Origin of the sequence: Gracilibacillus sp. YIM 98692, assembly GCF_010993965.1 — a bacterium.
Classification (GTDB): domain Bacteria; phylum Bacillota; class Bacilli; order Bacillales; family Amphibacillaceae; genus Gracilibacillus.
In genome coordinates this window covers 25685-47100 of record NZ_WIXM01000007.1, presented here as the reverse complement: position 1 = coordinate 47100, position 21416 = coordinate 25685, and the positions used below count along the sequence as shown (strand labels likewise).

Sequence of the window (21416 nt, the reverse complement as noted above, 5' to 3'; positions counted from 1 at the left end):
ATTACTCCTTTAGTACAGATTCAATATATATTGCAGGATTCATTAAATCATTACCAATTGATTCAATACCTGGAATGAACCATTCAGCTCCCACACCGAGAACTATGGAAAAGATTAACAGAAACGCAATCGGCATAACGAACTTTTTCGCAGCAGCTTTATTTGCAACAACCTTCTCATCTTTTTCACCCCAGAACCCTCGGATAAAGATACGCATCATCGATAACAATATAAGCAAACTTACCGCCAATCCGATAATAGCAATCATTATCTCATCAGCCTCCACAGCACCTTGCAGTAATAACAATTTACCAATAAACCCGCTGAAAGGAGGGATACCAGCTAACACGAACGCTGAGATAAACAAGAGCCAGCCTAAAAGTGGATAATGATGAATAAGGCCTTGCATTTTTCTTAGATCACTTGTACCGGCAAGGTATGTAATAGCACCAACTATGAAAAATAATGCTGCTTTAATAATCATATCGTGAATTAAGTAATATACCGTTCCACTCATTCCTGTACTATTATAGACACCAATACCAACTAGCATAAAGCCAACTGCAGGAATAATATTATAAGCCACAACAAGCTTTATATTATTGGTAGAAAGTGCACCGATTGCCCCGAAAATTAACGTGAAACCAGCTATCCATATAAATAACTGATGGGTAATATCTGTTTCATATACAAAAATGAGTGAAAATACACGAACAATAGAATAGATTCCTACTTTAGTCAGTAGTGCTCCAAAAAGGGCAGAGACAACGGGATTTGGAACAATATAAGGTTTTGGCAGCCAATAATAAAGTGGAAACAATGCTGCTTTTGTACCAAAAACAAAGAAAAGCAATATCCCGATCGTGGTTAGAATACCTGTTTGTTCCTCTTCCCCTACACGCTGTGCTATTTGTGCCATATTAACCGTTCCGACTACTGAGTATATAAAAGCTACGGTTGTTACAAATAACATCGAAGAAAATAGATTAATTAACACATACTTTATGGATTCTCGAAGCTGAACTTTTCCTCCACCTAAAATAATCATCGCATAAGACGCCATTAATAAAACTTCGAAAAACACAAAAAGGTTAAATAGATCCCCTGTAATGAAAGCTCCGGATACACCAGACACTAATAGGAAGTAAAAGGTATAGAAATAAAATTCTTCTTGTTTCTGGTTGAGTGAATGTGGTGCAAAAAAGACAGATGCTAAAGCCACAATATTTGTTGTTAATACCAGAGACATAGAAAGCATGTCCCCAACTAGCACGATCCCAAAAGGCGCCATCCAGTCACCAGATTCTAGAATGACAGTGCCATTTTGGTGAATATACCAGAGAATATAAGCAACCATCACCGTATTCAAAACAGTGATGATCTGTGAAAAGATACGAACAACTGACAATTTTTTATGAAACAATGTTGCAAGTATACCAGCAATAAGTGGTATAACAATTGGTAATACAGCTAAATTACTAATCATTTTCGTTACCCCTCAACTTTTCCATATTGTCTGTTCCGTTTTCTTTAGAAGCTCTATAAGCTAGTACCAGTAACAGACTTGTGACTCCGAAACTAATGACAATAGAAGTCAAAATTAGAGCCTGTGGTAATGGATCTGCATAATCTTTAATGTCGTAATCCAATATAGGCGGCGCACCGCGTTTTAACTTAGACATTGTTAAGATAAATAGGTGGGCACCGTGTGAAATCAATGCTGTTCCGATCACAATTCGCAAAAGTTGTTTTTGTAATAAATTATAAACACCTGTTGTAAAAAGCACGCCGGCAAGAATTGACATGATAATTTCCATTTATTCTGCCCCCTTCTTGTCGCGCAATTTGATCAGTCCATATATTCCGAGTGCAGCAATGCCAAGAACGACAATTTCAAATAGAGTATCTATGCCTCGCATATCTACTAGTATCACGTTCACGACGTTATCACCGCCACCGATATCGTGTGAAGTTTCTAAGAAATAACCAGATATCGTGTCAAAAAGTTTTGTGCTGTGTGAAGATATCGCAACAACTGTCATTAGTAGACCGAACCCAATGGAAATAACAGCATTTGTTAATTTTTGAGATGTAAGCTCTGTACGTTCTCTTAAGTTTGGTAAATGGTAAAAGCATAACAAAAATAACGCAACAGTTATCGTTTCAACAACTAACTGAGTTAAGGCTAGATCTGGTGCACGATATAATACGAATAATAAAGCTAGTCCATATCCGACCACCCCAAGAATAAGAATTGCCGCGATCTTATTTTTAGTAAAAATAGTGCTAATAGCTGCGATAGCCATCGCTAAAGCTATTAATACTTCATGTAGGGTAATCGGAGCTAAGTCACTCGTATCCCAAGCAAATCCATTTGTCAGGAAAATAACAGTAAAGGTACACACCATGATAGCAGACAATATAAGTATCATATATCGTCTTAAGGATCCGTTCATATAACTATTGGTAATTTTTCTTGACGTTTTTTCTGATTGATCTAATAGGTAATCATAGACTTTGTTAAAGCTTAACTTGCCAGGTATAAAGCTATATATTCCACTCCATGACTTTCTAATAATCGCTAAGATTGCACCAACAACTACTACCACGACCGACATATAAAATGCAGGAATTAGACCATGCCAGAAATGAATATCAGTTACTACTGGTTCCCCATAAATGGCCTCCGCTGTATGTGCTAGAAACGAGTTATTAAATAAGTTTGGGAATAAACCAATTATCACAACACCAAGCACTAAAACAATTGGTGAAATAAGCATCCCAATAGGTGCTTCATGTGGTTTAACAGGTAATTGATCTAATTTTTTTTCTCCTGTAAAAGTACCAAATACCAGGTACATGGAATATACAAACGTAAAAATACTACCAAATACAGCCAAATAAGGAATCGCTTGTGCTAAGACTTCGGAAATCCAAAGGTTTGCGTTTGCGACATCTATATGTAAAGAAGCATCAAAGAATTTCTCTTTACTATAAAACCCATTTAAGAATGGAAGGGGAACACCTGCCATCGAAAAAGTCCCGAAAAAGGCAAGAGTGGCGGAGATTGGCATTAGTGTCGCTAATCCACCAAGTTTCCGAATATCTCTTGAGCCTGTTTCATGATCGACAATCCCTGCAACCATGAATAAGCTTCCTTTAAAAGTAGCATGATTTAAAATGTGAAATACTGCAGCATAAATGGCAGCTTTTGTTCCAAAACCTAACATTGCCATAATCATACCTAATTGACTAATAGTTGAGAAAGCTAGAATACCTTTTAAGTCTGTTTGTCTGACTGCTACGTAAGATGCCCAGCATAGCGTTAATATACCTATTCCACTAACAATGATAAAAAACCATTCGCTTCCAGAAAATATAGGGGTAAAACGAGCAACTAAAAAGATTCCTGCTTTTACCATGGTGGCTGAGTGAAGGTAAGCACTAACCGGAGTTGGTGCTTCCATTGCATCTGGAAGCCAGATATGGAAAGGAAATTGCGCTGATTTTGTAAAGGCTCCTATGATAATTAATGTAAAAATCAACCCAAAGTAGTTACTAGATAATATAACATCTGCTTGGGCTATCATCTCTTGAATACTTGTTGTATTCGTCTCAACCGTGAGTAAGATTAAACCACCCAGCATGCTTAAACCACCAAAAACAGTAATTAGCATTGATTTTAGGGCACCATATCTCGATCTTTCTTTAAAATTCCAATAACCAATTAGTAAAAAGGATGAAATGGAGGTTAACTCCCAGAAAGAATATAAAACGAAAACATTGTCCGATAAAACAACACCGAACATTGCTGTCATAAATAAAAGTAGATAAACATAGAATTCATGTAATCTCTCAGATCCATGCAAATAGTAAGCAGAATAAAGTGCAACTAGTGTGCCAATTCCACTAATTAGTAATACAAATAATAAACTTAAACCATCTAAATAAAAGTCAAAGCTAATATCAAGAGATGGTATCCAATTGTAGCTTTGTGTAACTGGCTCAAAATCAGTGCCAATAAAAGAGACAAAATAAATAAAGATAGCTAGAGGTGCCAGCATAACAAAAAAGCCTGTATGTATTTTGTCTTTCCATTTACTAAGCAATGGAATAAACAATGCCAATAAGACTGGCAAGAATACCGCAAATAACATCTAATGATGATCCTCCTTATGTAAAATGATTTTTTCTAGTTTTATATTCATTTATGACATCATACTATTATATTCTAATCTAAAATTAAGGGTTAATACAAGAGTGATGTACTTATATGGCAGGCATCTATAAAGGTTTTGACGAGAAATTTCCTATTTAAGTACAAGAAGAAAAAAAATCATAAAAAAAACACTTAGATATAAATATTCTAAGTGTACAGCTTTAATCTTTAATTTGCATAGGAGAGGTAGTCTGTCAATGATCTTCTTTTAAGTTCTTCTTCCATTAGTTGTATAAATTCATAGCTTAATTGTAGTTCGTTTGCTTTTTTGTATGATTCAATTAGTAACTCATCTGATAAATTTTCCAATGCTTGTCCCTCCAATAGATAGGAAGTAATATCACTGATTTATAATGTAGCATGAATTACTTGAACGAACAAGCACACAGTTATCTACAATAAGTTGTAGATAACTTGTGTATAACGAGGGTGTTTTTAACGAAAGATACTATCGTTACGGTGTGGATAATGTGCACAAGGTTATCCACACTCTTTTTATTTGTAGAAATTTGTCGAACGATTTTACGAATAAAGCCGATTTTTTGCAAATATACTATAGCTTTTGTCAGAAATAGTAGAAATTAAATAAAATTTCACTTGTATGCGTTTTCTTAAGAGAATGCTTTGAACTATCTAATAAAATTGTTTATCATAAGAAAAGGTTATTCGTAATACATGTAGTTTTTTGAAATAGAGGTGGGCTTTCCTTGTTAAAGAAATTTTTGCCTAATGAGCATGTAAAAAGCATATTGGATATTACACCTTCCCGATTAAAAGAAATGGGGATCAAAGGTGTCATTACGGATTTAGATAATACGTTAGTAGCTTGGGATGTGAAAGATGCTACTCCGGAAGTAATAAAATGGTTTCAAGAACTGAAGGATAATGATATAAAAGTAACGATCATTTCGAATAATGACGAAGAGAGAGTTAGTGTTTTTTCAGAGCCTTTAGAGGCACCTTATGTGTATAGTGCAAGAAAACCACTTGTACATGCCTTTAAAAAAGCAACCAAACAAATGAAAGTAAATAAACATGAGGTAGTCGTAATCGGCGATCAAATTATGACGGATGTCTTAGGTGGTAATTTAGGTGGTTTCCATACAATACTTGTCGTGCCTATTGTGAAAACAGATGGAAAATTTACACGTATTAATCGAATGATGGAACGACGTATCTTAAATTGGATGCGAAAAAAAGGAATGATTACATGGGAGGATTGAAAATGGAAGCCGTATATTGTGAAGGCTGTGGTGCTCTATTACAATCTACTGATGAATCAAAAGCTGGATTCATACCAAAAAGTGCCATAGAAAATGAAAATAGGATATGTAAACGATGCTTTCGCTTAAAACATTACAATGAAGTACAAGATGTAGAGTATACGGATGACGACTACTTGCGGATGATTCAAACAATTAGTGAAACGGATAGTCTTGTAGTAAAAATAGTTGATATCTTCGATTTTGATGGTAGTTTTCTATCAAGTTTACAACGATTAACAGGCAATAATCCTATTCTGTTAATTGGAAATAAAGCAGATCTTTTACCGAACTCAACGAAGAAAAATAAACTTATTCATTGGATGAAGAAAACGGCGAGTGATTACGGTCTCAAAGTGCAGGATGCCTTTTTAGTATCTGCGTCAAAAGGATATGGGTTTAAAGAGGTAGAAAGAGCTATAAACGATATGAGAGAAGGAAAAGACGTATATGTTGTAGGCTGTACAAATGTAGGCAAATCAACGTTTATTAATCAATTAATTCATCGTACAAGTGGAGTAAATGATGCGATTACGACTTCTTATTTCCCAGGAACGACATTAGGTTTTATTCAAATACCATTAGATGAAAAAACATATTTATATGATACTCCAGGTGTAGTAAATCGAACACAATTGGTTCACTATGTAACAGATAAAGATTTGAAAATGATTACACCGAAGAAAGAAATTAAACCTAAAATATTTCAACTTGAAGATGGTCAGACTTTGTTTTTTGGCGGTTTTGCTCGGTTTGATTTCGAAAAAGGAATGAAACAGTCATTTGTTTGTTATTTTTCGAATCAATTAATGATACATCGGACAAAATTAGAACAAGCGGACCAATTTTATGAAAAGCATGTAGGAGAACTGCTGCAGCCTCCAAGTAAAAAAACATTAGACATATTACCTTCATTAGAACAACAGACAGTTAAAATTGGTCACGAAAAAACAGATGTAGTGATCCCTGGTTTAGGGTGGATTACGATTCCAGATGGCGGTATTACTATTACCGTTCATGTCCCAAAAGGGGTCCGGATGACACTGCGTAATGCATTAATTTAGATATAGAAAGGGAAGGGGAAATAGCATGTCATTATCTTTAGGATTAATCGGCCATCCAATTGGTCATTCTTTATCACCATGGATTCATGATCACTTTATTCAATTAGCGGGTTTAGATGGGGAATATAAGCTTTATGAAGGGGACCATGAGCAGTTGCCTTCTGTCTTAAAAAAGCTCAGAGAAGAGCAAATAGATGGATTTAATGTAACAGTACCTTATAAACAAGTTATTGTTGACTACTTGGACGAAATCGACCAGGACGCAGAGACCTTAGGTGCTGTAAATACTGTAGTAAATGAGAATGGGAAATGGAAAGGGTATAGTACCGATGGGGAAGGCTATGTTCGTTCCATTAAGGAGCCATATCCAGACCTTTTTCATTCTCAAACTTCTGTGTTAATATTGGGTGCTGGAGGTGCAGCTCGAGGGATATATCGGGCGTTGATGCAGCAAAAAGTCAAAAATATAGATATCGCCAATCGTACACAGGAAAAAGCGAAGGATTTATTAACTTTACAGAAAGACGACAAAAATTCGGATGTATTAAGCTTCGAACAAGCAGAGGCACAGCTTTCGAAATATGATTTAATTGTTCAGACTACATCTGTTGGAATGAAACCTAACACAGATAAACAAATTATCCAATTAAATAATGTGAAGCAAGGAGCTGTTGTAAGTGATATTGTTTATCAGCCAATTACCACAAAGCTTTTGGCTGATGCAAAATCTCGTGGTGCTCATATACATCATGGGCATGCAATGCTTTTATATCAAGGACAACTAGCATTCGAAAAATGGACTGGAAAAAATCTAGATGTAGGTCACTTAGTGCATAAATTAGAAAATAAATTAAGAGGTGAATAGTTTGACATTAACAGGTAAACAAAAGCGCTTTTTACGTGCTGAAGCACATCATTTAAACCCTATATTTCAAGTAGGAAAAGATGGTGTGAACGAAAATATGATAAAGCAAGTTGGTGAAGCATTAGAGCGAAGAGAGCTCATTAAAGTGTCAATATTACAAAATTGCTTGGAAGATAAAAATGTGGTAGCAGAAGAATTAGCAGAAGGAACAAATGCATATGTAGTCCAAATTATAGGTAATACAATTGTTTTATATAAAGAATCAGAAGAAAATAAGCAAATTACATTACCTTAAAGATAGAGAAAAAAAGAAGGTGTCAGCAATGAAGCGAATTGGATTGTTTGGGGGTACTTTTGATCCACCTCATTATGGACATTTGTTAATGGCAGAACAAGCTTTTCAAACATTAAGTCTGGAAGAAGTATGGTTTATTCCATCTTATCAACCGCCTCACAAGGATGATGCCAAAACGAAAGCAAGTTACCGTATTGAAATGACGAGGCGAGCAGTGTCAGATAACCCTCACTTTTATGTCGATACAATGGAAGTGGAACGAAAGGGTAAATCATACACCTTGAATACGATAAAAGAGATAAAAGAGAAACATCCCAATGATGAATTTTATTTTATTATTGGGGGGGATATGGTAGAGTTTTTACCTAAATGGCATCGAATTGAAGAATTGATGGAATTGATTACATTTGTGGGAGTAAAAAGGCCGGGATACTCCATGCAAACTCCATATCCTGTCAAGGAGGTAGAAATGCCGCTTGTGGAGATATCGTCAACAGATATTCGTCGTAGAGTGTCCAACAAGCAGTCTATTCGCTACTTAACACCCCCGGAAGTTATCGAAATTATTGAACGTAAAAGGTTATATTCGAAATAGCTTTTATCATATTATTATAAATAACCGGGCCTGGAGTTAGGAGTGACCGAAGTAGAATGGAAAGAGAAGTTGCACTTAATATTGTAAAAAAGCAGTTGAAAACGGCTCGATATGAGCATACGAAACGAGTGATGGAAACCGCATTAAAGCTCGCAGATCACTACAATGCAGATCAAAAAAAGGTAGAACTTTCGGCTATTTTTCATGATTATGCCAAATACCGAAATCATGATGAAATGAAGCGGTGGATTATTGCAGAAAAGCTGCCGCAGGACTTATTAGAGTATCACCCTGAACTTTGGCATGGCCCTGTTGGTTCCAAAATGATAGAGCGTGAAGTCGGACTTAAGGATCTAGAAGTCTCTAGTGCCATATATTGGCATACTACAGGTAAGCGAAATATGTCACTGATGGATCAAATTATTTTTATTGCCGATTACATTGAACCAGGGCGGGATTTCCCGGGAGTCGATGATGTACGAGCTGTAGTCTATGATGATATTGATAAAGCTTGTTGGATGGCAGCAAAAAATACGATTCAATTTTTATTATCCAAAAATGCATCCATCTATCCTGATACGTTTCAATTGTACAATGAAAGAATTGTGAAAGAACAAGAGTCTAAAAACTAGGGAGGAAATGGAATGGACAGTAAAGAATTAGTGGACCTTGTCGCAAAAGCATGTGACGATAAACGTGCTGAAGATATCGTAATTCTTGATATGAATAATGTTTCCCTAATCGCGGATTATTTTTTAATTTGTGAAGGGTCCAATGAGCGTCAAGTACAAGCTATTGCAAGAGAGGTAAAAGATATTGCTGACGAACACTCCATTCAAGTAAAACGGATGGAAGGGTTTGACCAAGCGAGATGGGTATTAGTCGATCTCGGGTATATTGTATGCCATATTTTCCATCGTGATGAACGGAATTACTATAATTTAGAAAAATTATGGGGAGATGCTCCTCAATTAGAAGTGAGACTTTAACCAGAACGAGGCGATTATATGGCTTATGCCAAATTAGCATATATATATGATTTATTAATGGAAGATGCCCCTTATAACGACTGGCAAGCATTTGTCAGCCATTTTATTCACCAACACCAGCCAAATGCTAAGACAATGTTAGACCTTGGCTGCGGTACTGGAGAAATGAGTATTCGATTTAACCAGACTGGATTTGAGGTAACAGGAATAGATTATTCATCGGATATGCTAGCCTATGCACATTCCAGATCTGTTGAACAACAATCTAATGTAACCTATATCAAACAGGATATTCGTCAATTAGGTGATGTAGGAACTTTTGATGTTATTATAAGCCTCTGTGATGTATTAAATTACATCACAGAGGAGCGAGATGTTTTAGCGGTGATACAGCATGTAGCAAACTGCTTGGAAGAAGGCGGGTTGTTTATTTTTGATGTTCACAGCCTGCAGCACTTTCAAAATAATATGATCGGAGAAACTTTTGCAGAAATTTATGATGATATATCTTATGTGTGGTTTTGTGAACCAAGTGGACGAACAGGAGAAGTCATCCATGATCTTACTTTTTTTGTTTTAGATGAGGATAGCGGGCTTTATGAAAGGTTCGATGAAAAACATCAACAACGTACTTTCTCCGTTGACTTTTACCGTGAATTGTTAAAGGAGGCAGGGCTGCAATTAAGAAGTATACATACCGATTTTTCCATTAACCACCATAATGAACCAGAATCTGGAGAACGAATATTTTTTGTTTGCAGTAAATAAAATGTCTAAAAAGCAGGCGTTTTATTGTGAAAGTGTAGCTTGGAGGTCTAAATGCTTCAAGTATCAAGATGGTGGTAGCTATTTAGTGGTATCCGATTTTGTATGGCATGTAATGACTCATGAAAAAATGGAATATACGTTCGTTATATGCATCGTATTATGTTATAATACAAGAGGATAATGTTCTTTTAGGGTAAGGTCGGCTAATCCCCATTAGAAAGGGGGGATGCCTATGAGTATGTATGAGATTTTTATGGTGTTATTTTCTTTCGGCACTATGCTCATTGCATTGCTCGCCTTGATCATCTCCATGATCAATAGAAAATAGACCTCCCTATTCGCCCAAAAAACTAACTAGGTGAGGTCTATTCCGATTGAATGGCCGAACCCTCTGGGGGAACCGCTTATCCATAAGCCACAGTTACCGCTGTGGCTTATTTATACTATCAGAAAATATAAAGTATTATGGTTGATAGTAGAAGTAAAACTGAGGCTTTTGTCATTAAGACTTGGCGATAAGCCAAGTTTTTTCTTTATTATTTCCTATTCATATTATAGCATATGCAGATCAATAAGAGAAGATACTCTAATCATTCAAAAGGAATAACTGCCATATAATTTCTCCAAACAATGCCCTATGATTCCAAAAAACACAAAGAGAAGAGCAGGTCTGGTTTTTATCTATATTATAGGCAAAATTAATTTTTCTATCCTCCAAAAAACAAGTCGATAATATTAGATGCTTTTGAGGCATTTTTATTATAAAATTCCGAATAACCACAATCCTCACAATATACAACGACAAACTGATTATGTTGTAAATCAAACATTTTTGAAAGTCCAGTGCCTGTCATCGCTACTTCTTTTTGTGCTGCATTGGTACTTCCGCATTTAACACATCCATTATCTGACATATGGCCCCTCCTAACAGGATTCTATAATTAAAAATCAATGTCTGTGTATTAATCGTACCAAAATAAGAATATGAAGGAAAATATTTTAGCGGTATGGAATGAAACAACAAAGGGGTTTTTTACTTTTTTTATTAAATCATTCTAGATATAATAACAGTAAGCGATATCATTATATTTTACATAATAAAGAAAGGGAGAGGAGACAGAGATATGTCACAAGTAGAGAAAATAGTGGAGAGGTTACAACAGCGTGATCCATTGCCATCGTTAAGTCCCACTGAAATATGGGATAAGCAATTAAATAAAGAAATTCAAAGTCTTTCGCCTGAAGAGTTGACCGGAAGGGCAAATGCTTCTGAATTAGCAGCCCAAGCAACTAAATCTGGATTATTATTATGGAATGATGATTTATATGGTTCCCATACATTATCCCAAGGAATATCAGAACCTGTAGGCAGTTATTGGCACGGAATCATGCATAGAGAAGAAGGTGATTATGGCAATGCAAAATATTGGTTCTCGAATGTAGGAGAGCATGACATTTTCCCGGATTTATATAATGATGCAACTGATATATTGCCAGAAATAAAGGATTGGGGGAAATGGAACCCCAGTAACTTTATTGATTTAGTGGCAGAAATAACGTCAAATGGTATGGAAGATAGTCCAAAAGCTGAAAAGCTGCGTAGAATTCAAGCGATTGAATTTTCTTTGCTTTTATCTTATTCTCGAACATTGTAACCCCTAACAAGTTTTTTAAAAGAAATTATTGAGAAATGATTAAGAAAAACTCCTCCATCTAAGAGCATCTCTTAGATGGAGGAGTTTTACAAATTAAGCAGATTTCTTTGATGGAACTTGAGTAGGACTTCGCCTCTTACCAAAGCTATTGACAAGGATTACACCAGCAAGGGCTATGCCCCCACCAATTATGGACAACATGCTAGGTAATTCGTTTAACCAAATCCAAGCAACGAACACAGCAATAGCTGGAATTAAGTACATCATACTAGTTACAGCACTTGCTTTCCCTAAAGAAAGTGCTGTAGACCACGTTACATAGGCAATTGCGGTCGGAAATATTGCTGTGAATATTGTTGATATATGTGCTTCTAAGGTGCCTTGTTGAAGAGATTCTGTAATACCTGGTGCGTATAAAAAAAACGGAATGGTACCTGACCAAGTAAAGAATGCTGTTAATTCTACTGGTTTATATCGTCTTAAAAAGGGTTTTTGAAAAACGAAAAAAATAGATGTCGCAATGGCAGATAACAACAAGAGAATAGCACCACTCGCAAGTGAAAAAGAATCAGCTGTTCCCAAAGTAATGAGAATGACACCAATAAATCCAATTCCCAACCCACTCCAACCGTATATTCCTAATCGCTCTTTTAGCACGAACATAGCTATAATGGAAGAAAAAATGGGGGATGATCCTATGATCAGACCAGCTGTACCCGCTGTAATGGTTTGTTCACCAAAAGTAACACCTGTATGATAAAAGCTAATTCCAATCAAAGCTAAAATGGTTAATGGGAGTAGATCTTTTTTATCGGGAAGTCGAAAATTCACACTCGGCCATAAAGCATATATAGCCAATAAAATGGATGCCATGAAGTAACGTGAAAAAACAAGATGTCCAGGCTCATATCCTCCGTGCAGACTAGCTCGAATAGCGGCATAGGTAGATCCCCATATGATAATGGTGATGATCCCGTATATAAATGCTTTTATGTTCAAAAAATCACTCCTAAAAACAAATAGACCCCACCACAGGGGTCAAGCAGGATACACTATAAAACTCACAAATAAGTATAACATAATTGTAAACAAATACCATCCTAAATACTTCAAGTACCTTCGGCAGTACCCCTAATATTTGTTAACTATTTTCAGTAAGATTAGTATGATGAAGTGTTGCGATGTAAAAATAAACGATGCCGATAAGACAAAGGATGCCCATGGCAGCAAAAATGGTACTGTAACCATAGAAGTCTGCGAATATGCCACCGAATACTCCTCCGATTATATGTCCTAATCCAGTTAAAATAATTGCATTCATCATTTGACCACTGACTTTTAATTCTTTTGAGATATGTCTATGAACATATTCTGCGAGACAAAGGTATAAAAGCATAAACGAGCCCCCGTGTAAAATCCACAATAATAAAACGGTATAACTATTAAGTGCAAATGCATACAGTATCCATCTTAATGCATTCACAAATCCTGCAAAAAGGATGATCTTTCTGATGCCGAATTTCTGGTAGAATTTTGGGAAATACAACATGAAAGGAAATTGGCTGAACGAACCGATCATAATACCGATTCCTAATAAGCTAACTGAAATGTTTTGCTCCACACTATATAAAGCATGAAAAGAAATAAAAAAACCAAATGTAGAACTAATAATTAACACATAAATATAAATTTTCCGAAGCGAAGGACTTTGTAATACCTGCATAAAGCGGACAGTGGAGTGTTTTTGCTGATGACCTTTAATCTTCGGTAATTTTAAAAATATAAGAGAAGCTAATATAATTAAAATGGAGTATATAAAAAAGATGGAAAAAATATGGATATCTACTAACATTCCTGCTACCATAGACATGATGGCATATCCTAGGGATCCAGCAGTTCGAACTTTAGAAAATTGAAAATCGTAGCTAGACGCTAATTCTAACGATATAGCATCACTAAGAGGGTTGACCGCTGTTTTAAAAAAAGAAAAAATACATGTTGCAGCAAGTAACAACAAAAAACTATTCCCAAATAAAGGGAGCAACCATACAGAAAGAGTCGCTAAGAAAAGACAGGATAAAAGTACATGGTTTTTGCTAGTTGCACGATCTCCTCGTATTCCCCAAAACGGGTTAGCTATAATCCCCATAACCGCTCCAGCAGAGGTTAATATACCAATTTGTGTGTCGGTACTATTCATTTCACCATAAAACAAAGATATGTAAGAGGTTAAACCTGAAGACGCCATAAATATCAATGAATAATAAAAGCATGTCACCACAAAAGGTTTATTCACGTTGAAAACCTCACTTTTAAGAAAAATGTAACCGTTTATCTCATTATATATGTTCTATATCCTTATAACAACGTTTGAAAAAATTAAGGTTTTTATTTTAGTTCACTATTAAAAATATCTGACACAATATAAACGTTGCAAAGCAGTAGTTAATCAAGTAGTTGTGACAGTTATGCATATTGTCTTCAAAATTGTAGCAAGATAGATGTGAGATCTAGTAAAGACTATAGATATTAAGGTCTTTACATATATAGAAAAGGAGTGATCAAAGTGAATGCAGAAAGAGCACAGGAAATAGTGGAGTCACCTAATATGCTTAATGTCACATACAATGGAGATAAAGTCTACATTGAACATGTGGATCAGGGTACTGGTCATGCTACTGTTCATCCATTAAACAATCCAAATCAAAAAGTAATGGTGTCCATTGATGAATTAAATGAGCAATAAAATTAAGTTACTCAGAGTCATGGGGTTCTTGAAATGAAATAATGGAAAAGCCACTCCTAAGAATAGCCGGGTGGCTTTTTCATTGGATCACAAGATATATGTAGCAATTAATTTATCTAATTTTCGAATATCTACTTTTTTGTTTAAGTTTAATTTAAAATGTCCTGATCGAGTCCAGAGTTCTATTTCAGCATTTAAGTCTAATCTCCCGCCATTTTCAGAAGAATACATATCAATGGATTTAAAGGGGATAGTGTAAATCTCTACTTTTTTCCCTGTAATACCCTGTTTATCAGCGATTATAAAACGTTTATTCGTTACAACTGCTACATCTCGAACTGTTTTATATGCTGTTTCTGTTACTTCTCCTTCGATTAATAAATCTTGAATGTCTTCTGGGACAGGCACTTCTTCATAAAAAGTCCATTCCATTAATTGTGAAACATCTGCCATTTCCTATTCCTCCTATTTATTTCATCATAATTTGTAGTCTATCTTATCATATGTATTACGTATCAAAATAAAACCCCTACCATTAAGTGTAGGGGAGAGATTATTAATTAGCTTGCGCGGCTTTTCTAGATGGCTGACGGGAAGTAGAAGAGGCCGTCGATTCTAATCGAAGTGTAATTGTTGCGACAAAGCAAACCAATAAGGTTAGAGAAATGGCGATAAAAAAGAAACTAGGGAAAAAGATGTTTAAAACAGCTAAAAAACATAATGATCCTATATTTCCATATGCTCCGACCATACCAGCAATTTGTCCAGTTCTGCTTTTTTTAACAAGCGATACCATAGAAAAAACTGAACCAGAAGCCGCTTGACTCACTAATGAACAACAGATAGTTAATAGAAGGGCTAAAAAAATTGGCCAACTGCTTGATAAAAAGGCCATTCCAATATAAAAGATGGATAGCACTAGTAAAAGTGACATTAACACTTTTTTACTGCCAAAACGGTCACTTAACCAACCACCAGCAGGTCTGGCTATTAAGTTCGTAAAGGCAAACCCGCTTGCTACTGCTCCAGCTGCAACAGCCCCAATGGTGAATGTTTCTTGGAAAAACATCGGAAGCATGGAAATGATAGCTAATTCAGAACCGAATGTTGCAAAATAAGAGAAACTTAATATTCCTACTTCTTTCATCGAAAATTTCTCAGAATCCGGAACTTTAGTTTGAAGGTAAGCTTTATTTTCTTTCCAAACTTTCACCATATTATTTAAATATAATAATGCAATAGCTATATAGATAAATGTAGATAAGCTATCACTTATAATTCCAGTATTTTGTAAAGACCACACTAAAACAGCCATTCCGCCATAAATAGGAAACAATATAGCTAATAGTAACCATAAATCACGTATACTAGTCGCTTCCATCATTTTTGTTGATTTAGCTCGTTGGAAAGTTTTCCATTCCGGTGCATCCTTGGCTTTTAAATAAAATACAACACCATATATTAATGACAGAACACCGGTTAGAAGCATGGCATATCTCCATCCATTTTCTCCGCCAAATAAGAGAGCTAGTGTAGGGAGGGTAAGGGCAGCAAAAGATGACCCAAAATTTCCCCATCCTGCATAGATCCCTTGTGATAGTCCTGACTGGTTTGGTGGAAACCATTCTGAAACCATTCGAATACCAATAACAAAACTAGCTCCAATCGTACCAAGAATTAAACGAGATATTAGTAGTTGCAGGTAAGACGTACCTAAAGCAAATACGAAACATGGAATACTCATGATTAGAAGTAGTATGGAAAAAACATTTCTTGGTCCGAATCTATCTACCAACCTGCCCATCAAGATTCTTCCAGGAATAGCAAGGGCTAGGTTCACAATCATCAAAGCCCCAATTTCATTTTCTGTTAATGCCAATTGTTCCATAATGGTAGATTGGAAAGGAGCCATGTTAAACCAAACCATTACACTAATAAAAAATGCAAGTGTCGCTAATGTTAGCATTTGTTTCTGTCCATGATAGGATTGTTTCTGATTCATTGTTTGATCCCCCAACATTTTATCGTTCGATAACTTTTCTTATACATTATTTACCGGACGTATATTAACAGCACTGATTTTAAAACTAGGCATTCGGCAATATGGATCCAATTGATCGCCGACTAAACGGTTTACGTTTTGGTTTTCATCCCAGTGAAAAGGAACAAAAATAGTATCTTTCCTAATTGTCTTAGAACACTTACTCCGTACAATAATCCATCCTTTTTCAGAATTAATTTTAACTAAAGTATTTTCTTTGATCCCAAAATTTTCAGCAGTATCTGGATGAATTTCCATATATGCTTCAATGTTCCTAGCTGCAAGAGACGGACTTTTTCTAGTCTGTTCTCCTGTTAAGTAATGGGACATAACACGTCCAGTGGTTAAAAGCAAAGGGTATTGCTTATTTGCTTTAGGTTTTAATGACTGAGATTGCTTCGTTACGACAGCCATTTTAGCTTTTCCGTCTTGGTGCGCAAAAGAGTTTTCAAATAAGCGAGTCGTGCTCGGTTCGTCTGGTGACGGACAAGGCCAAAGAACTCCTTGTTCTTTTTTTATTCGATCATAAGTGATTCCATAGTAATCTGCTTTGCCTCCACGACTAGCGATTCTTAATTCCTCAAAAATCTCTTCAGCTGACTGAAATGGAAAATAAGCTTCTTTCCCTAATTTGTGTGCAATTTCACAAAGTATTTTCCAGTCATGTTTAGCATCACCTTGGATAGGGAAACTTGCTTCTCGTAACAAAACTCTGCCTTCAACATTCGTTAACGTCCCTTCATCCTCTAAATAAGAAGTGGTAGGGAGGACTAGGTCTGCCAATTGCGCAGTTTCTGATAAAAATAGATCTACAACTACTAAAAACTTTAATTTCTTTAAAGCTCTTTTGACGAAATTAGCATTAGGATTGGAAATGACTGGATTGGAACACATAATCATCATGCTCGTAATCGCATCTTCATTTATTTTCTCAAACATTTCATAAGCAGATACACCTTTACCAGGCAAGCAGCTTTCATCTATTCCCCATACATCAGCTATATATTTACGGTGTTCTGAGTTTTCAATTAATCTGTACCCAGGTAATTGATCTGCTTTTTGTCCATGCTCTCTAGCTCCTTGGCCATTCCCTTGACCGGTGACAGCCCCATATCCAGAGTACGGCTTTCCGATTTTACCTGTAGCAAGAAGAATATTTAAGAAAGCTCGAACTGTATCTGTACCATTAATTTGTTGTTCTATCCCGCGAGCGGTAAAGATCATACCAGATGCTTCGCGGCCAAACACCGTAGCTGCTTGTTCCATGTCACTAATAGAAATACCTGTAGCATCAGCAATATCCTCTAGATGAAGGTTGGATAGGTAATCTTTGACTTCATCAAAATGATCAGTTCTTTCTTGAATGAATGCTTCATCAATCAAGTCATTTTCAATAATGATTTTTAGCAACCCGTTCGCCAATTCAATATCCGTACCAGGTTTATTTTTTAGGTGTAAGTCTGCTAATTTTGTTGTCGATGTTTCCCTTGGATCTATTGCGATAATATAAGCACCATTCTCTTTTGCTTTTTCGAAATATGGCATAATGGTAGGCTGACATTCCGCAATATTCGTACCTGCTAGTATCATACATCGAGTATGCGGAATTTCTTGTATAGAATTGGTAAAACCACGATCCATACCGAAAGTTTGGTTTGCTCCTGTTGCAGCCGATGCCATACAGAGTCTTCCGTTATAGTCAATGTGCTTAGTTTGAAGTGCAACTCGAGCAAACTTACCCAGTAGGTATGCTTCTTCATTGGTAATAGAAGCACTACCATAAACGGATAATGCATCCTTTCCATCTTCTTGTTGTATCTGTGTAAACTTTTCTTTAATGGTTTCTAAAGCAACCTCCCAAGATACAGGAACGAATTTACCATTTACTTTCAATAAAGGTTGTTTTAATCGATCATGGTGAAGGGCGTGTTGGTGTGCGTTCATCCCCTTTACACATAATCTTCCTTCTGATGTTACATTATCCTGACCGATTGTTTTATATTTTTTTCGAGATACAACCTTTTGTTCGATTAATTGCATTTTGCATTGCATACTGCAATAGGGGCATTGCGTATTATATACCTTTTCCGTTTGAACTTTTTGTTGTTTATCTCGAAAATATTTCAACATAAGCTCTGTCATCTATCTTTCATCCTTTCAAGGCTGTTCAATTTTTTAGTAAAATTTGTTTTCGCTGCATTTGGTCTTTTTTTAGTTTATCTGTTAGTAGATTTAATAAGTCTTTATCAAATAGTACTTCACGTATATGAACGATACTAGCTCGATCAATCCATTGCCATGTTCTTTCGGCGAAGTTAGCAGATTGTCGATAGTATTGAATGAATGCCAGGATGATTTCAATCGTTTCTTTTTCGGATTGTGCAACATATAATAATTCACCAGATCGTACATGACGACCACTGCTTCCGCCAACATAAATCTCCCAAGTATCATTATTCATATGAATCACACCGATATCTTTTGAAGTAGCGCCAGCACTGTTATGATTACATGCTGAAACTCCAATACGAATTCGATAAGGTGTTTTAATAAATTCAATTTGTTTTTCTATTTGGGCAGAAATTTGTATTGCAGGTTGCTTGTCGCAGTGGCATAGATGGTCCGAATTACTAGTTTTTACACTTTGTATCGCATTCGCTGTAACGGAATGTAATGGCATGTTTAAGTCGGCCCAAACAGCTGTTAAATCTTCTTTTTTAATACCATTTAGGACCATTCTTTGACCACTTGTAAGAGCGATAGGTGATAACTGATATTTCTCAACTACTTGATAAATTTTCTCTAACTGTTCCAAGTCAACTAAACCGCTATATAGTTGTGGAATAATGGAATACGTATTATCTTGTTTTATTAATGCATTCATTTTTTCATTGATATAAACAGTATCTTGATTTTGTTCATACTCTGGGTAAATCATTTCTAAATAATACTCCAAAGCAGGTTTGCAAGTAGAGCAACCCTCCGTGTTTTTCCAATTCAGTTCTCGCATGATGGAGGCTATATCGGATAATCCACGTGTCTGTATTTCCGTAACAATTTCATCCTCTGTCAAATCAGTACAAGAGCAAAAACGATTATCTTCCATTTTTTCATCAAAATGATCACTGTAAATATAAGTTAAAAGTTCATGGACAACTGGTTTACAACCTCCACATGAACTAGATGCCTGGGTACATTTTTTTACCTCGTTCACTGTCTTTAATTCATTCTTTAGTACATTATCGATAATTTCGCCTTTAGAAACACTATTGCAAGTACATACAAATTCTTTCTTATCAAGTGTTGCACCATAAGAGTTACTTGGATCAACAGGTTGAAGCAAGTCTTGCTTTTGATGATCTGGTATATATTTTTGTTTCACGATAGTATCTAACAGCTTAGGGCTTGCTGATGTATCTCCAAATAATACTGCCCCAACAGCTTTATCTTCTTCAAAAATAATTTTTTTGTATGTGTCTGTAATTTCATCATGGAAGTAGATCGCTTTTCTTTCAGGTGTCTCATGAAATTCTCCAACCGAAAATACATCAACTCCTGATATTTTCAATTGTGTGGAAATAGTAGATCCTTGATATCCTGCTGTATCCTTTTGACAAATATGTTGAGCAAGAATTGCTCCTTGTTCGTAAAGAGGTTTCACAAGGCCGTATACCATCCCGTTATGTTCTGCACATTCTCCCACCGCATAGATTGATGGATCCTCTGTCTGTAAATTGTCATTTACGATAATCCCTTTATTGATTGTTAAGCCTGCTTTATCAGCGAGGGATATGTTGGGTTTTACCCCAACCGCCATAACAACTAAATCAGAGTCAATACTAGATCCATCTTTGAACCTAATGCCCTGTGCTCTATCATCACCAAATATTTCTGCTGTTTCTTTTTCTAAAATAAAACGCATGCCTTGCTGCTCTAATTCTCTTTGAAGCATTTTGGCTGCTTTTTGATCAAGTTGATTGTTCATGAGGCAGTCAGATAGATGAATCACATCAACCTCCATACCGAGATGAAGTAACCCGCGCGCTGCTTCCAGCCCTAAAAGCCCACCACCAATTACGGCTGCTTTTTTATAAACTCGCGAAGCTTTCATCATCTTTTTACAATCTTCAATGGTTCGAAAGGCCATGACACCTTCTTTATCATTTCCTGGAATAGGCAGTATAAAAGGGTTAGATCCTGTAGCAATAATTAAGCGGTCATAATGCATTTCTCTGCCTTTATCCGTTTGAATAGTTTTCTCTTCTTTATGAATGTCCGTTACCGTTTCATTTGTATATAGTTTAATTTGATTTCTTTCATACCAATCCCAATTATGAATCGTGATGTCATCTAAAGTCGTATCACCTTGTAGTACGGACGAAAGCATAATTCTGCTGTAGTTCGTATAAGGTTCACTTCCAAAAATAGTAATCTCATAAAGGGAGCTGTTTTCTTCCAAAATATGTTCTATTGTCCTTAAACCAGCCATCCCATTTCCAATTAAAATCAATCTTTTCTTTCTCATCTGATAAAACCTCCACTAATCCGTAAATCATATATATATGAACAGTTGCAGCTGGTATTTGCGTGATCCTTTCATAGTTTCTTATTTGCAGATTAGCATGATTTCCAAGATTTTGTCTTAGCTTTCGTAAGGAAATATGACGGAGTTTTTTTAAAAGGCAGGTAATATACATTCAAAAAAAGAAATGGATCGGTAATCTGTCAATAGGTGAGAAGGATCGTCGTTTTTTGCGGTTTCCCGGGTAATAACTGCCTTTTAATTAAACAAAAGGCCTTTTTAAAGAAATTGTGGCTATTTAAAACAAGCCACAATTTCCATATAATACGCAATAAACTTAAAAAGTTTTCCTCTCACTCTGTTCACAATGAGTGCTTAATCGACGCTGCGGAAAA

Annotated in this window: 22 protein-coding genes; 11 read left to right on the top strand and 11 right to left on the bottom strand. The window is 35.9% G+C overall.

Going from position 1 to position 21416, the window contains the following annotated elements; genetic code table 11:
- Position 1 precedes the first annotated feature (1 nt).
- The 4 genes from GHD00_RS09005 to sda form a co-directional block, all read right to left on the bottom strand.
- Positions 2–1486 (bottom strand): Na+/H+ antiporter subunit D, encoded by a 1485-nt coding sequence (locus GHD00_RS09005; protein WP_163537831.1) that lies wholly within the window; start codon positions 1484–1486, stop codon positions 2–4.
- Positions 1479–1817: a Na(+)/H(+) antiporter subunit C gene (locus GHD00_RS09000; protein ID WP_163537830.1), complete on the bottom strand. Its 339-nt coding sequence runs from the start codon at positions 1815–1817 to the stop codon at positions 1479–1481. The genes GHD00_RS09005 and GHD00_RS09000 overlap by 8 nt, the downstream gene beginning before the upstream one ends.
- Positions 1818–4157, bottom strand: coding sequence for a Na+/H+ antiporter subunit A (locus tag GHD00_RS08995; protein ID WP_163537829.1), 2340 nt, complete (start codon positions 4155–4157; stop codon positions 1818–1820).
- Between the two features lie 230 nt (positions 4158–4387).
- On the bottom strand, positions 4388–4528 hold the full coding sequence (gene sda, locus GHD00_RS08990; RefSeq protein WP_163537828.1) for a sporulation histidine kinase inhibitor Sda: 141 nt from the start codon (positions 4526–4528) through the stop codon (positions 4388–4390).
- A gap of 398 nt (positions 4529–4926) precedes the next feature.
- Between sda and GHD00_RS08985 the strand changes: the two genes are divergently transcribed.
- The 9 genes from GHD00_RS08985 (at position 4927) to GHD00_RS21075 (ending at position 10385) form a co-directional block, all read left to right on the top strand.
- Positions 4927–5442, top strand: coding sequence for a YqeG family HAD IIIA-type phosphatase (locus GHD00_RS08985; RefSeq protein WP_163537827.1), 516 nt, complete (start codon positions 4927–4929; stop codon positions 5440–5442).
- A gap of 2 nt (positions 5443–5444) precedes the next feature.
- Positions 5445–6545, top strand: coding sequence for a ribosome biogenesis GTPase YqeH (gene yqeH / locus GHD00_RS08980; RefSeq protein WP_163537826.1), 1101 nt, complete (start codon positions 5445–5447; stop codon positions 6543–6545).
- A 25-nt stretch (positions 6546–6570) separates the two neighbouring features.
- Positions 6571–7410, top strand: coding sequence for a shikimate dehydrogenase (gene aroE / locus GHD00_RS08975; RefSeq protein WP_163537825.1), 840 nt, complete (start codon positions 6571–6573; stop codon positions 7408–7410).
- Between the two features lies 1 nt (position 7411).
- Positions 7412–7705: a ribosome assembly RNA-binding protein YhbY gene (gene yhbY, locus GHD00_RS08970; protein ID WP_163537824.1), complete on the top strand. Its 294-nt coding sequence runs from the start codon at positions 7412–7414 to the stop codon at positions 7703–7705.
- A 28-nt stretch (positions 7706–7733) separates the two neighbouring features.
- On the top strand, positions 7734–8300 hold the full coding sequence (locus tag GHD00_RS08965; RefSeq protein ID WP_163537823.1) for a nicotinate-nucleotide adenylyltransferase: 567 nt from the start codon (positions 7734–7736) through the stop codon (positions 8298–8300).
- A gap of 56 nt (positions 8301–8356) precedes the next feature.
- The gene (gene yqeK / locus GHD00_RS08960) at positions 8357–8932 is read left to right on the top strand and encodes a bis(5'-nucleosyl)-tetraphosphatase (symmetrical) YqeK (RefSeq protein WP_163537822.1); all 576 of its coding nucleotides are present in this window, start codon (positions 8357–8359) and stop codon (positions 8930–8932) included.
- 12 nt (positions 8933–8944) lie between these two features.
- A complete protein-coding gene (gene rsfS, locus GHD00_RS08955) occupies positions 8945–9289 on the top strand; it encodes a ribosome silencing factor (RefSeq protein ID WP_163537821.1) in 345 nt (114 codons plus the stop codon).
- An 18-nt stretch (positions 9290–9307) separates the two neighbouring features.
- Positions 9308–10057 carry a class I SAM-dependent DNA methyltransferase gene (locus GHD00_RS08950; protein ID WP_163537820.1) on the top strand — a complete coding sequence of 250 codons (750 nt, stop codon included), beginning with the start codon at positions 9308–9310 and terminating at the stop codon, positions 10055–10057.
- Positions 10058–10289: 232 nt separating this feature from the next.
- Complete coding sequence (locus GHD00_RS21075) at positions 10290–10385, top strand: putative holin-like toxin (protein ID WP_240468652.1); 96 nt, start codon at positions 10290–10292, stop codon at positions 10383–10385.
- A gap of 379 nt (positions 10386–10764) precedes the next feature.
- Here GHD00_RS21075 and GHD00_RS08945 read toward each other — a convergent pair whose 3' ends face one another.
- The gene (locus GHD00_RS08945) at positions 10765–10971 is read right to left on the bottom strand and encodes a zinc ribbon domain-containing protein (protein WP_163537819.1); all 207 of its coding nucleotides are present in this window, start codon (positions 10969–10971) and stop codon (positions 10765–10767) included.
- 210 nt (positions 10972–11181) lie between these two features.
- Here GHD00_RS08945 and GHD00_RS08940 point away from each other — a divergent pair, with 210 nt between their 5' ends.
- Complete coding sequence (locus GHD00_RS08940; RefSeq protein ID WP_163537818.1) at positions 11182–11712, top strand: hypothetical protein; 531 nt, start codon at positions 11182–11184, stop codon at positions 11710–11712.
- 93 nt (positions 11713–11805) lie between these two features.
- On the opposite strand, the gene GHD00_RS08935 is transcribed toward GHD00_RS08940, so the two are convergent.
- A complete protein-coding gene (locus GHD00_RS08935) occupies positions 11806–12711 on the bottom strand; it encodes a DMT family transporter (protein WP_163537817.1) in 906 nt (301 codons plus the stop codon).
- Between the two features lie 142 nt (positions 12712–12853).
- Complete coding sequence (locus GHD00_RS08930; protein WP_163537816.1) at positions 12854–14008, bottom strand: MFS transporter; 1155 nt, start codon at positions 14006–14008, stop codon at positions 12854–12856.
- A 270-nt stretch (positions 14009–14278) separates the two neighbouring features.
- Here GHD00_RS08930 and GHD00_RS08925 point away from each other — a divergent pair, with 270 nt between their 5' ends.
- Positions 14279–14458, top strand: a complete 180-nt coding sequence (locus GHD00_RS08925) for an H-type small acid-soluble spore protein (protein ID WP_163537815.1) — start codon at positions 14279–14281, stop codon at positions 14456–14458.
- A gap of 87 nt (positions 14459–14545) precedes the next feature.
- Here GHD00_RS08925 and GHD00_RS08920 read toward each other — a convergent pair whose 3' ends face one another.
- The 4 genes from GHD00_RS08920 to nirB form a co-directional block, all read right to left on the bottom strand.
- Positions 14546–14911 (bottom strand): PH domain-containing protein, encoded by a 366-nt coding sequence (locus GHD00_RS08920; protein WP_163537814.1) that lies wholly within the window; start codon positions 14909–14911, stop codon positions 14546–14548.
- Positions 14912–15014: 103 nt separating this feature from the next.
- Positions 15015–16460: an MFS transporter gene (locus GHD00_RS08915; protein WP_163537813.1), complete on the bottom strand. Its 1446-nt coding sequence runs from the start codon at positions 16458–16460 to the stop codon at positions 15015–15017.
- A 39-nt stretch (positions 16461–16499) separates the two neighbouring features.
- Positions 16500–18641 (bottom strand): assimilatory nitrate reductase catalytic subunit NasC, encoded by a 2142-nt coding sequence (nasC, locus tag GHD00_RS08910; RefSeq protein ID WP_163537812.1) that lies wholly within the window; start codon positions 18639–18641, stop codon positions 16500–16502.
- A gap of 25 nt (positions 18642–18666) precedes the next feature.
- Positions 18667–21024, bottom strand: coding sequence for a nitrite reductase large subunit NirB (gene nirB, locus GHD00_RS08905; protein WP_163537811.1), 2358 nt, complete (start codon positions 21022–21024; stop codon positions 18667–18669).
- Between the last annotated feature and the right edge of the window lie 392 nt (positions 21025–21416).

Bases quoted from the DNA above. Each gene is read 5' to 3' on its own strand.
- GHD00_RS09005 (WP_163537831.1), bottom strand. From the start codon at position 1,486: ATGATTAGTAATTTAGCTGTATTACCAATTGTTATACCACTTATTGCT.
- GHD00_RS09000 (WP_163537830.1), bottom strand. From the start codon at position 1,817: ATGGAAATTATCATGTCAATTCTTGCCGGCGTGCTTTTTACAACAGGT.
- GHD00_RS08995 (WP_163537829.1), bottom strand. From the start codon at position 4,157: ATGTTATTTGCGGTATTCTTGCCAGTCTTATTGGCATTGTTTATTCCA.
- yqeH (WP_163537826.1), top strand. From the start codon at position 5,445: ATGGAAGCCGTATATTGTGAAGGCTGTGGTGCTCTATTACAATCTACT.
- aroE (WP_163537825.1), top strand. From the start codon at position 6,571: ATGTCATTATCTTTAGGATTAATCGGCCATCCAATTGGTCATTCTTTA.
- GHD00_RS08965 (WP_163537823.1), top strand. From the start codon at position 7,734: ATGAAGCGAATTGGATTGTTTGGGGGTACTTTTGATCCACCTCATTAT.
- yqeK (WP_163537822.1), top strand. From the start codon at position 8,357: ATGGAAAGAGAAGTTGCACTTAATATTGTAAAAAAGCAGTTGAAAACG.
- rsfS (WP_163537821.1), top strand. From the start codon at position 8,945: ATGGACAGTAAAGAATTAGTGGACCTTGTCGCAAAAGCATGTGACGAT.
- GHD00_RS08950 (WP_163537820.1), top strand. From the start codon at position 9,308: ATGGCTTATGCCAAATTAGCATATATATATGATTTATTAATGGAAGAT.
- GHD00_RS21075 (WP_240468652.1), top strand. From the start codon at position 10,290: ATGAGTATGTATGAGATTTTTATGGTGTTATTTTCTTTCGGCACTATG.
- GHD00_RS08945 (WP_163537819.1), bottom strand. From the start codon at position 10,971: ATGTCAGATAATGGATGTGTTAAATGCGGAAGTACCAATGCAGCACAA.
- GHD00_RS08940 (WP_163537818.1), top strand. From the start codon at position 11,182: ATGTCACAAGTAGAGAAAATAGTGGAGAGGTTACAACAGCGTGATCCA.
- GHD00_RS08920 (WP_163537814.1), bottom strand. From the start codon at position 14,911: ATGGCAGATGTTTCACAATTAATGGAATGGACTTTTTATGAAGAAGTG.
- GHD00_RS08915 (WP_163537813.1), bottom strand. From the start codon at position 16,460: ATGAATCAGAAACAATCCTATCATGGACAGAAACAAATGCTAACATTA.
- nasC (WP_163537812.1), bottom strand. From the start codon at position 18,641: ATGACAGAGCTTATGTTGAAATATTTTCGAGATAAACAACAAAAAGTT.
- nirB (WP_163537811.1), bottom strand. From the start codon at position 21,024: ATGAGAAAGAAAAGATTGATTTTAATTGGAAATGGGATGGCTGGTTTA.